Below are 11,287 nucleotides of genomic sequence, written 5' to 3' on the forward strand. Positions count from 1 at the left end.
TAAGAATAGGCTGACTGACACACTGCTATCGGGGGCAGGCCCCCTCCCACATTGGATCTGCAGTGTTTTTAGTGTTTGGCGGCCGCCAGGATCAGGGCCTTCATTTCGGCCACGGCGCCTTTGAAACCGACGAACAGCGCATGGGCGACCAGCGCATGGCCGATGTTCAGTTCGTTGATGCCCTTGATCGCCGCCACGGCTTCGACGTTGTGGTAGTGCAGGCCATGGCCGGCGTTGACGATCAGGCCTTCGCCAAGCCCACAGTTCACGCCATCGATGATGCGTTGCAGCTCTTCAGCCACTTCGGTCGGCGTGGTGGCATCGGCGTAGCGGCCGGTGTGCAGTTCGATGGCCGGGGCACCGACGCGGCGTGAGGCCTGGATCTGACGCTCGTCGGCGTCGATGAACAGCGACACTTCGCTGCCGATCTTCGACAGGCGCTCCACGGCAGCCTTGATCCGTGCTTCCTGGCCGGCCACGTCGAGGCCGCCTTCGGTGGTCAGTTCCTGGCGGGTTTCCGGCACCAGGCAAATGTGCGCCGGGCGGATGCGCTCGGCGAACTGCATCATTTCTTCGGTGACGCCCATTTCGAAATTCATGCGGGTCTGCAGCACGTCCTTGAGCAGCAGCACGTCGCGCTCCTGGATATGGCGGCGGTCTTCGCGCAGGTGCACGGTGATGCCGTCGGCGCCCGCTTCTTCGGCGTCCAGCGCGGCCTTGACCGGATCAGGGTAACGAGTGCCCCGGGCCTGGCGCAGGGTGGCGACGTGGTCGATATTGACGCCAAGAAGAATGCGATTGCTGGTGGTCACGGAAGCGCTCCTGAAAAGGGAAAGAATCGGTGCACAGCATACACGGGGATGTCAGGGCTTTCGAAACAACTCGCGACTGACCAGCGGCCGTCCGCCCAGGTGCACGGCCAGGGCCTGGCGCATCAGGCGCTTGGCGGCGGACAAGGCGCCGGGGGCGGTCCAGTCCGCTTCGCTCATGGCCAGCAACTCGGAGCCCTGGAACAGGCCGGGTTGCAGCAGGTACACGCGCTCAAGGCCTGCATCCACTTGCAGGCGATACAGCCCGTCGGCGGCGACAGGGTCACCGTGCAGGTCGTTGTGCAATTCAAAGCCGTAGCCCAGGTCATCCAGCAGGCGCCATTCAAAGGCCCGCAGCAGCGGTTCCAGGGGACGGCCTTCGGCGAGGGCGAGCAAGGTGGCGGCGTAGTGATCGAAGACGGCCGGATGCGGGTCTTCGGCGGGCAGCAGGCGGATCAGCAGCTCATTGAGGTAGAGACCGCTGAACAGCGCATCGCCATTGAGCCAGGCGGACGTGCCGACGCTTTCCAGGCGGCCGACATTCTTCAGCTCGCCCTTGCCGCGAAACTCCACGTCCAGGGCCACGAACGGCCGCGCCAGCGTACCGGCCTTGCCCCGCGCGCTGCGCAGAACCGCGCGCAGACGGCCCTGGGGCGTAAGGAAGTCCACCAGGGCGCTGGTCTCACGGTAGGCGCGGCTGTGCAGCACATAGGCGAGCTGGCTGGGAGGTGGGGATTGGGACATGGGTTCTCGATCTTGAAAACAACATCAACCGAATGTGGGAGGGGGCTTGCCCCCCGATGGCAGTGTGTCAGTCACTTATCCATTAACTGACCCACCGCTATCGGGGGCAAGCCCCCTCCCACATTTTTTAGCCCTGCGGTGTCTTACAGGTCGCCGTAGCCCAGGGAGCGCAACGCGCGCTCATCATCGGACCAGCCACCCTTAACCTTCACCCACAGGTTAAGCATGATCTTGGAATCGAACAGCAATTCCATGTCCTTGCGCGCCTCGGTGCCGATGCGCTTGATGCGCTCGCCCTTGTCGCCAATGATGATTTTTTTCTGGCCGTCACGCTCAACCAGGATCAGCGCATGGATGTGCAGGGTTTTGCCCTGCTGCTTGAACTCTTCGATTTCAACGGTGATCTGGTACGGCAGCTCGGCGCCCATCTGGCGCATGATTTTCTCGCGCACCAGTTCCGCAGCAAGGAAGCGGCTGCTGCGGTCGGTGATCTGGTCTTCCGGGAAGAAGTGCTCGTTCTCCGGCAGGTAGCCGGCAATCACGCGCTCCAGGGCTTCGAGGTTGTGGCCGTGCTGCGCCGAGATCGGCATGATCTGGGCATTCGGCAGTTGTTCCTGCAGCCAGGTCAGGTGCGGCATCAGTTCGGCTTTGTCTTCGATACGGTCGGTCTTGTTCAGCGCGACGATCAACGGGCCGGTGACGTACTGCACGCGCTCCAGAACCATCTGGTCTTCGTCGGTCCACTTGGTGCGGTCGACCACGAAAATCACCACGTCGACGTCTTTCAACGCCGCCGAAGCGGTCTTGTTCATGTAGCGGTTAAGCGCCTTTTCACCGCCCTTGTGCATGCCGGGGGTGTCGACGTAGACCGCTTGCACGGTGCCTTCAGTCTTGATGCCCAGCATGTTGTGGCGGGTGGTCTGCGGCTTGCGCGAGGTGATCGCGAGCTTCTGGCCGAGGATGTGGTTGAGCAGCGTGGACTTGCCCACGTTGGGGCGGCCGACAATGGCAACATAGCCACAGCGTGTTGCGGTTGAATCAGTCATGGCCATTCTCCACGCCCAGGGCAATCAGTGCTGCAGCGGCCGCTACCTGTTCGGCAATACGACGGCTCACACCCTGACCTCGGCTTTTTTCATTCAGTAAGGTGATTTCACATTCCACGAAGAACACGCGGCAATGCGGCTCACCCTGGATATCCACCACTTCGTAGCGTGGCAGTTCGCAACCGCGCGACTGCAGGTATTCCTGCAGGCGGGTCTTGGGGTCCTTGTTGGTGTCGACCAGCGTCAGGCTTTCGATTTCCGAAGCCAGCCAGGCGACCACGCGCTCCTTGGCCGTTTCCATCCCTGCATCGAGGTAGATCGCACCGATCAAGGCTTCCAGGGCATCAGCCAGGATCGACTCGCGCCGGAAACCGCCGCTTTTCAACTCACCGGAACCGAGGCGCAGGTACTCGCCCAGGCCGAAACCGCGAGCCAGCACGGCCAGGGTCTCGCCTTTCACAAGACGGGCGCGCAGGCGCGAAAGTTGGCCTTCGCGCGCTTGCGGGAAACGCTCGAACAGCGCCTCACCGGCGGCGAAATTGAGGATGGCGTCACCGAGGAATTCCAGGCGCTCGTTATTGCGCCCTGCAAAGCTGCGGTGTGTGAGGGCAAGGACCATCAATTCCTGGTCCTTGAAGGTGTAGCCGAGCTGGCGCTCGAGACGACTCAGAGAAACGGTCACGGTTTATCCATATCTAGTTGGTGGCACCGGCGGCCATCGACGATTGACGCAGTGTTCAAATTCACATCCTGATGGGTACCGGGCATCGGAAAATGTCCAAGCCCCAGAAAAGCATTCGGCGCTGTGATCACAGCGCCGCCTGTATTACTTGATCAGCCCGACCCGCGAGAAGTTCGGCAGGTGGCTGAGCTTGGGTTCCGGCCAGCTCATCCAGACCGCGAAGGCTTTGCCGACGATATTCTCGTCGGGCACCATGCCCAGCAGGTCCTTGGGAATAGTGGGGTCATCCCAGTAGCGACTGTCGTTGGAGTTGTCGCGGTTGTCGCCCATCATGAAGTAGTGCCCGGCAGGCACTTTCCACTGGCCATCGGGCATCGCGCGGTAGCGGCTCATTTCCTTGCGGATCTGGTGCTCTACCGCACCGAGTTTTTCCTGGTACAGCTCGGCGCTGCCCAACGTGTTCGGCTCGGCGCCCAACAGTTTTTCGGCCACCGACTCACCGTTGATGAACAGGCGCTTGTCGCTGGTGTAGCGGATCACGTCGCCCGGCAGGCCGACCACACGCTTGATGTAGTTGACGTTCGGGTCGCTCGGGTAGCGGAACACCATCACATCACCGCGCTGCGGGTCACCGACTTCAATCACCTTCTTGTCGATCACCGGCAAGCGAATCCCGTAGGAAAACTTGTTCACCAGAATGAAGTCGCCCACGTCCAGGGTAGGTTTCATCGACCCCGAAGGGATCTGAAACGGCTCCACCAGGAACGAACGCAGCACCAGCACGATGAACAATACCGGGAAGAACGATTTGCCGTATTCAACCAGCAAAGGCTCTTTGTTCAGCTTCTCGACCACCACGGCATCGGGCTGGCTGACGCTGCCCTGATAGGACGCGATAGCCGCCCGCCGACGCGGGGCGAAGAACACCAGATCGAGCAACGCCAGGAAACCACAGACGGCAACGGCGATGACCAGCAACAGCGGGAAATTTAGCGACATAGGACCTAACTATCCAACCTGAGCACCGCAAGGAAGGCTTCTTGTGGAATTTCCACATTGCCCACTTGCTTCATGCGTTTTTTACCGGCCTTTTGCTTCTCAAGCAGCTTGCGCTTACGGCTGACGTCGCCACCGTAGCATTTGGCCAGTACGTTCTTTCTGAGTGCCTTGACGGAGGTCCGCGCAATGATCTGCCCGCCAATGGCGGCCTGGATCGCAACGTCGAACATCTGACGCGGAATCAGTTCTTTCATCTTCTCGGTCAACTGGCGACCTTTGTAGTGCGCATTGTCCTTGTGCACGATCAATGCCAGGGCATCAACCTTGTCGCCGTTGATCAATACATCCAGCTTCACCAGATTAGCCGACTGGTAACGGTCGAAATGGTAGTCCAGCGAAGCATAGCCGCGACTGGTGGATTTGAGACGGTCGAAGAAGTCCAGGACCACTTCGTTCATCGGCAAATCGTAGGTCACTTGCACCTGGGTACCGAGGAACAGCATGTCGTGCTGCACGCCACGCTTTTCGATACACAGGGTGATGACGTTGCCCAGGTGCTCCTGCGGCACCAGGATATTGGCGCGCACGATCGGCTCACGCATGTCTTCGATGGAAGACAGGTCTGGAAGCTTGGAGGGGTTGTCGACGTAAATCGTTTCACCGGTTTTCAGCGCCAGCTCGAAAATAACCGTTGGCGCGGTGGTGATCAGGTCCAGGTCGTATTCGCGCTCCAGGCGCTCCTGGATGATCTCCATGTGGAGCATGCCGAGGAACCCGCAACGGAAACCGAAGCCCAGGGCGTCGGAGCTTTCCGGGGTGTACTGCAACGACGAGTCGTTGAGGGTCAGCTTTTGCAGGGCTTCGCGGAAGTCTTCGAAGTCGTCGGAGCTGACCGGGAACAGGCCGGCATAGACCTGCGGCTGAATGCGCTTGAAGCCTGGCAGCACGTCGACATCCGGCGTGGAGCTCAGGGTCAGAGTGTCACCGACCGGCGCACCGTGGATGTCCTTGATACCGGCGATGATGAAGCCTACTTCGCCGGCTTTCAGATCAGTGGTGGCGGTATGCTTGGGGTTGAACACGCCGACGCTGTCCACCAGGTGGATCTTGCCGGTGGACTTGACCAGGATCTTGTCGCCCTTCTTCACGCGGCCATGGCGCACGCGCACCAGGGAGACAACGCCCAGGTAGTTGTCGAACCAGGAGTCGATGATCAACGCTTGCAGCGGATCTTCGTAGTTGCCGGTCGGCGCAGGGATGGTCTTGACCAGGCGCTCGAGCACTTCATCGACGCCCAGGCCGGTCTTGGCGCTGCACTCGACGGCGTCGGTGGCGTCAATGCCGATGATTTTTTCGATTTCTTCCTTGACGCGGTCCGGATCGGCCTGTGGCAGGTCGATCTTGTTCAGCACCGGCATCACTTCCAGGCCCTGCTCGATGGCGGTGTAGCAGTTGGCCACGGACTGGGCTTCAACGCCCTGCCCCGCGTCCACCACCAGCAGCGCGCCTTCGCAAGCGGCCAGGGAACGGCTGACTTCATAGGTGAAGTCGACGTGGCCCGGGGTGTCAATGAAGTTGAGCTGGTACTTGATACCGTCTTTGGCGGTGTAGTACAGGGTAACGCTGTGGGCCTTGATGGTGATCCCGCGCTCGCGTTCGAGGTCCATGGAGTCCAGGACCTGGGCTTCCATTTCACGCTCGGCAAGGCCGCCGCACATCTGGATGAATCGATCGGCCAGCGTCGACTTACCATGGTCAATGTGGGCGATGATGGAGAAATTGCGGATATGACTCAAATCACTCACGGATCAACACTCAAAAAGGCTGCAGGCAGATTGCCCGCTGAAAAATAGCCGGGAATTGTACCTGATGCTCGGGCCAGACGTCATCTTTGCTGACGAACACAAAAAAGCCCCGTTTCCACGGGGCCCAATGTTGCAGGAGCGAGCTTGCTCGCAATCAGCCGGCTCGACGCAGCAACCAGAACCCGGCCACGGCGCAGATAAACGTCGGTACCAGCACCGCGAATAACGGCGAAAACCCGAATACCAGGCTCGACGGCCCCAGCAAGTCCTGGGCGATGCGGAACGTGAAGCCCACCAGCACCCCGGTGAATACCCGCTGGCCGAGGGTCACCGAACGCAACGGGCCGAAGATAAAGGAGATCGCCATCAGCACCAGCGCCGCCGTGACCACCGGTTGCAATACCTTGACCCAGAACGCCAGCCAGTAGCGGCCATTGTTCAGGCCCTGGTCCTTGAGGTAGTGGATATAACTCCAGAGACCCGAGATCGGCAGGGTTTCCGGAACCATGATCACCGTATTGAGCAGCTCCGGCTTCAGCGCGATATCCCATGTCTGGGTGGGTTCATTGACCACTTCGGTGCTGGCATTGAACCCCTGGCCCACATTATGGAACAGCGTGGTGGTGACCTCACTCAGTTGCCATTGCGCGCCATCGTATTGCGCGCGCTTGGCGAAGCTGGAGCTGAGCATGTGCCGCTCTTTGTCAAACGTGTAGCGTGTGACCCCGATCAACAAGCCGCCGGGCTGCACGGCGTTGATGTGGATGAACTGATCGCCCTGGCGGTGCCACAGGCCGTGCTTGGCACTCTGCGCATCGCCCGAACCCTGGGCCAGGGCGCGATTGGCCTGGGCAGTGGCTTCGGACGGTGGCGCGACGTATTCGCCGATCAGCACGCTGCACGCCATCAGCAGCAGCATCGGCTTCATGACCGCCCAGACGATACGCCCGATGGACACGCCCGCCGCGCGCATGATGGTCAATTCGCTGTTGCTGGCCAGGGTGCCCAGGCCGATCAGGCAGCCGATCAGGCCGGCCATCGGCATCATGTCGTAGAGCCGACGCGGCGCGGTCAGCGCCACGAAGCTCAGTACGTCCATGACGGTATAGGTATCGGTAACGTTGCCCACTTCATCGATGAAGGCGAACAGCGAGGCCAGGCCCAGGATGATGCCCAATACCGCCAGGATGGCGATCAGTACGCTGCTACCAATGTAGCGATCGAGCTTAGCCACGAGCCAACTCCTTCAGGCCACGACGGCTCTTCATTTTCAAACGGATAGGCTCCCAGTAGAGCAGCCCCAGGCCGATCACCAGGAAAATCCCGTGCACCCACCACAAGCCCAGGGCGGGCGGCAACTTGCCCTTTTCCAGGGAGCCACGGGCGGAAATCAGGATGGTCAGGTAAGCCATGTACAAAAGGATCGCCGGCAGCAGCTTGAGGAATCGGCCCTGGCGCGGGTTGACGCGCGACAGCGGCACCGCCATCAAGGTCACGATAAACACCAGCAGCGGCAGGGACAGGCGCCATTGCAGCTCGGCGATGGAGCGCAGTTCCTGGCTGCCGAACAGCGAGGCGGTGGGCAGCGCGTCGCGGTCGGTGACTTCGTCGCTGATATCGGGCTTGGGCAGCATCACGCCGTAGGTGTCGTATTTGATCACGCGGTAATCGGCCAGGCCCGGGCTGCCATCGTAGCGATAGCCGTTGTCCAGGATCAGGTAGCGGCTGCCGTCGGGGCGCACTTCCTGGCGGCCGCCGTCGGCCACCAGGATCGAGATGCCACGGTCTTTCTGGTCCTTGCCGAGGTTTTTCTGGGAAATGAACACGCCGCTCAGGTTGGAACGGTCTTCGGTCATTTCTTCGGTGTAGGTCACGCGCGTGCCGTCGTTGAGTGCCTGGAAACGCCCGGGTTCGAGGGTGTCGAACTCGGTCATCGCGTCCTGCTTGTTCAGCAGCAGCTGGAACTGCATCGCACCTTGAGGCGCGAGGCTCAGGCTCAACCAGGCCACTACCAGGGCAACGCCGGCGGCCGGCACCATGGTCATCGCCAGCAGACGCTGCTGGCTCATACCGGTGGCGGACAGCACGGTCATCTCGCTTTCGAGATAAAGCCGGCCATATGCCAGCAGAATGCCAAGGAACAGGCCGAGCGGCAGGATCAGTTGCAAAAAGCCAGGCAGGCGAAAGCCCATGATCAGGAACAGCGAGCCCGGATCCAGGGCGCCGGAGGCAGCCTGCGCAAGGAATTTGACGAAACGACCACTCATGATGATGACCAGCAATACCGCACTCACGGCACTCAGGGTCAACAGGACTTCGCGGGATAGATAACGGAAGACGATCAAACCAGACACTCCAGGGTTGTCAGGCTAAGGCGGCCAAACAAGCAAGCATACCGAGTCGACCCGTTTATCACGGGTCGGCTAAAAAGATGGCGCATTATCCTGTGATTGACCGCGCCTGTCACTGCGCAACCTCATGCGCATGCACAAAGCGTGCTTCGAGGGTTGTCAGGCTTCGCCTGCGAGGTTCAAACTGCGGCCTTTGTCGCTGGCGGCTTACAAGGCTGCCGCGCTTTTAAAGCCTGGGTAAAAACGCCAGGCTCACCGACCTTTATAAGGGACCCGAAAATGGAATTGGTTGTAAAAAGCGTTAGCCCCGAAACGTTGAAAACCGCCACCCTCGTGGTCGCTGTCGGCGAAGGCCGCACACTCGGCGTTGCCGCCAAGCAACTGGATGAACTGAGCGGCGGCGCCATCAGCGCCGTGCTCAAGCGCGGCGACCTGGCCGGCAAAGTCGGCCAGAGCCTGCTGCTGCACAGCCTGCCGAACCTCAAGGCCGAGCGCGTGTTGCTGGTGGGCGTGGGCAGTGACGCCGAACTGGGCGACCGTCCGTTTCGCAAGATCGTCAGCGCCATCCTCACCACGCTTAAAGGCCTGGGCGGCAGCGACGCGGCACTGGCACTCGACGAAATCGTCATCAAGGGCCGTGACAGCTACGGCAAGACCCGCCTGCTGGCCGAAAGCCTGGTGGACGGTGGCTACGTCTTCGACCAGTTCAAGAGCCAGAAAGCCGACCCCCGTGCCCTGAAGAAAATCACCCTGCTGACCATCAAGGCCGCACAGGCTGAAGTCGAGCGCGCCGTGACCCACGCCACTGCGATCGCCAAGGGCATGTCGTTCACCCGTGACCTGGGCAACCTGCCGCCGAACATCTGCCACCCCACCTACCTGGGCGAACAGGCCAAGGCGCTGGGCAAGGAGTTCAAGGGCCTCAAGGTTGAGGTGCTGGACGAGAAGAAGATCAAGGAACTGGGCATGGGCTCGTTCTATGCCGTAGGCCAGGGCAGCGACCAGCCGCCTCGCCTGATCGTGATGCAATACAACGGCGGCAAGAAGTCCGAGAAGCCTTACGCCCTGGTGGGCAAAGGCATCACCTTCGACACCGGCGGCATCAGCCTCAAGCCGGGCGCCGGCATGGACGAGATGAAGTACGACATGGGCGGCGCCGCCAGCGTGTTCGGCACCCTGCGTGCCGTGCTGGAACTCAAGCTGCCGATCAACCTGGTGTGCATCCTGGCCTGCGCCGAGAACATGCCGAGCGGCGGTGCTGCCCGCCCAGGCGATATCGTCACGACCATGAGCGGCCAGACCGTGGAAATCCTCAACACCGACGCCGAAGGCCGCCTGGTGCTGTGCGACGCGCTGACCTACGCCGAACGCTTCAAGCCGCAGGCGGTGATCGACATCGCCACCCTGACCGGCGCCTGCGTGGTTGCCCTGGGCGCCCACACCTCGGGCCTGCTGGGCAACAACGACGAGCTGATCGAGCAACTGCTCAGCGCCGGCAAGGCTGCCGACGACCGCGCCTGGCAGCTGCCGCTGTTCGATGAGTACCAGGAGCAACTGGACAGCCCGTTCGCCGACATCGCCAACATCGGCGGCCCGAAAGCCGGCACCATCACCGCCGCCTGCTTCTTGTCGCGGTTCACCAAGAACTTCAACTGGGCGCACCTGGACATCGCCGGCACCGCATGGGCCAGCGGCAAGGACAAGGGCGCCACTGGTCGTCCAGTACCGCTGCTGACCCAGTACCTGCTCGATCGCGCCAAAGCCTAAGCGCCACCGGCCCTTCTGTAGGAGCGAGCTTGCTCGCGAAGATCGCCAACGATAACGCGCCCATCCCGGATGAACGCGGTGTCCTCTGGTTTTTCGCGAGCGAGCTCGCTCCTACAGGACTGGCGGGCCAGCACCAGGAACCGCAATGACCCAAGTCGACTTCTATATATTGCCCAGCGCCGACCCATCCGCGCGCCTGGACTTTGCCTGCAAGCTCACCGAAAAGGCCTGGCGCATGGGCCATCGCATTTACCTGCATTGCAGCGATGCCGCCCAACGCGAGGACCTCGATGCCCGCCTGTGGCGCTTCAAGGGCGAAAGCTTCGTACCCCACGGCCCCGCCGAATCGGAACCTGACGGCGTGGTAGTACTGGGTTTGGGCGACAGTTGCGGCGACCACCATGACCTGCTGGTCAACCTTGACCTTAAAGTACCGGCCTTTGCCAAGGCCTTCGCCCGTGTGGCGGAAGTGGTGGTGGAAGACCCGGCTATTCGTCAGGCCGCGCGGGAGAGTTTCCGTTTCTACCGCGAACAGGGCTATCCTCTGCAGGACCACCGGCTACAACGACTTTGAGCACATGATGGACACGCCCAATCCGCTGAAAAAAGACGACCACCTGCTGGACGACCTCGAGTCGATCCGCCAGCTGCTGGGTGATGATGGCTTGCAACCGCCGCTGTTGACCGAAACGGCCGATGGCGAGATACAGATTCCGCTGTTGTTCGACATGGTCGGCAACAAGTCTGCTGCGCCGGAGCCAGCCATTACCGAGCCCGCCCCCGCTGCCGAAAAAGCCCCCGACGCCCTGCTGCTGCACCTGGACAACGAACTGCGCGCCGCCGCGCAATTGATCATGCAGGATGTGATCGATGATTTTTCGCCGCATATTGAAGCCGAGATCAAACGGCGAATGGATGCGCGGATGGAACGGCTGCTGAGCCAGTACCAGTCTTAAGCCACACCGAGATCCCCTGTGGGAGGGGGCTTGAACTGGTCAAGTAATCCCGGACACCGATTACGGTGTTTATGCCGCTTTTTGCTCCATGGCTATTGGCGACAGGTAGTTGTTGTAGCTGTGGAGCC

General features: G+C 61.2%; 11 protein-coding genes. 3 read left to right on the forward strand and 8 right to left on the reverse strand.

Translation table 11 applies throughout. The features are described from left to right. Nucleotides 1–68 precede the first annotated feature (68 nt). The 8 genes from pdxJ to lptF all read right to left on the reverse strand — a co-directional run bounded on the left by pdxJ (nucleotide 69) and on the right by lptF (nucleotide 8,430). Nucleotides 69–812: a pyridoxine 5'-phosphate synthase gene (gene pdxJ / locus J1G34_RS20465; protein ID WP_065885932.1), complete on the reverse strand. Its 744-nt coding sequence runs from the start codon at nucleotides 810–812 to the stop codon at nucleotides 69–71. A 51-nt stretch (nucleotides 813–863) separates the two neighbouring features. After that, nucleotides 864–1,553, reverse strand: a complete 690-nt coding sequence (recO, locus tag J1G34_RS20470; protein WP_065897493.1) for a DNA repair protein RecO — start codon at nucleotides 1,551–1,553, stop codon at nucleotides 864–866. A gap of 143 nt (nucleotides 1,554–1,696) precedes the next feature. After that, on the reverse strand, nucleotides 1,697–2,599 hold the full coding sequence (gene era / locus J1G34_RS20475) for a GTPase Era (protein WP_043204836.1): 903 nt from the start codon (nucleotides 2,597–2,599) through the stop codon (nucleotides 1,697–1,699). Continuing rightward, a complete protein-coding gene (rnc, locus tag J1G34_RS20480) occupies nucleotides 2,592–3,281 on the reverse strand; it encodes a ribonuclease III (RefSeq protein ID WP_003188856.1) in 690 nt (229 codons plus the stop codon). The genes era and rnc overlap by 8 nt, the downstream gene beginning before the upstream one ends. A gap of 144 nt (nucleotides 3,282–3,425) precedes the next feature. Next, nucleotides 3,426–4,280 (reverse strand): signal peptidase I, encoded by an 855-nt coding sequence (lepB, locus tag J1G34_RS20485; protein ID WP_065894847.1) that lies wholly within the window; start codon nucleotides 4,278–4,280, stop codon nucleotides 3,426–3,428. A 5-nt stretch (nucleotides 4,281–4,285) separates the two neighbouring features. After that, nucleotides 4,286–6,085, reverse strand: coding sequence for a translation elongation factor 4 (gene lepA / locus J1G34_RS20490; RefSeq protein WP_003210439.1), 1,800 nt, complete (start codon nucleotides 6,083–6,085; stop codon nucleotides 4,286–4,288). A gap of 154 nt (nucleotides 6,086–6,239) precedes the next feature. After that, complete coding sequence (lptG, locus tag J1G34_RS20495; protein WP_065894846.1) at nucleotides 6,240–7,319, reverse strand: LPS export ABC transporter permease LptG; 1,080 nt, start codon at nucleotides 7,317–7,319, stop codon at nucleotides 6,240–6,242. Further along, nucleotides 7,312–8,430, reverse strand: a complete 1,119-nt coding sequence (gene lptF, locus J1G34_RS20500) for an LPS export ABC transporter permease LptF (protein ID WP_065894845.1) — start codon at nucleotides 8,428–8,430, stop codon at nucleotides 7,312–7,314. The genes lptG and lptF overlap by 8 nt, the downstream gene beginning before the upstream one ends. A gap of 285 nt (nucleotides 8,431–8,715) precedes the next feature. On the opposite strand from lptF, the gene J1G34_RS20505 reads away from it, so the two are divergent. The 3 genes from J1G34_RS20505 (at nucleotide 8,716) to J1G34_RS20515 (ending at nucleotide 11,159) form a co-directional block, all read left to right on the forward strand. Beyond that, nucleotides 8,716–10,203: a leucyl aminopeptidase gene (locus J1G34_RS20505; protein WP_222994556.1), complete on the forward strand. Its 1,488-nt coding sequence runs from the start codon at nucleotides 8,716–8,718 to the stop codon at nucleotides 10,201–10,203. A 145-nt stretch (nucleotides 10,204–10,348) separates the two neighbouring features. Then, the gene (locus tag J1G34_RS20510; RefSeq protein ID WP_065894843.1) at nucleotides 10,349–10,777 is read left to right on the forward strand and encodes a DNA polymerase III subunit chi; all 429 of its coding nucleotides are present in this window, start codon (nucleotides 10,349–10,351) and stop codon (nucleotides 10,775–10,777) included. Nucleotides 10,778–10,784: 7 nt separating this feature from the next. Continuing rightward, complete coding sequence (locus J1G34_RS20515) at nucleotides 10,785–11,159, forward strand: DNA polymerase III subunit chi (protein WP_065885925.1); 375 nt, start codon at nucleotides 10,785–10,787, stop codon at nucleotides 11,157–11,159. The last annotated feature ends 128 nt before the right edge of the window (nucleotides 11,160–11,287 follow it).

This window comes from Pseudomonas sp. Wu6 (assembly GCF_019891515.1).
Lineage (GTDB): Bacteria > Pseudomonadota > Gammaproteobacteria > Pseudomonadales > Pseudomonadaceae > Aquipseudomonas > Aquipseudomonas orientalis_A.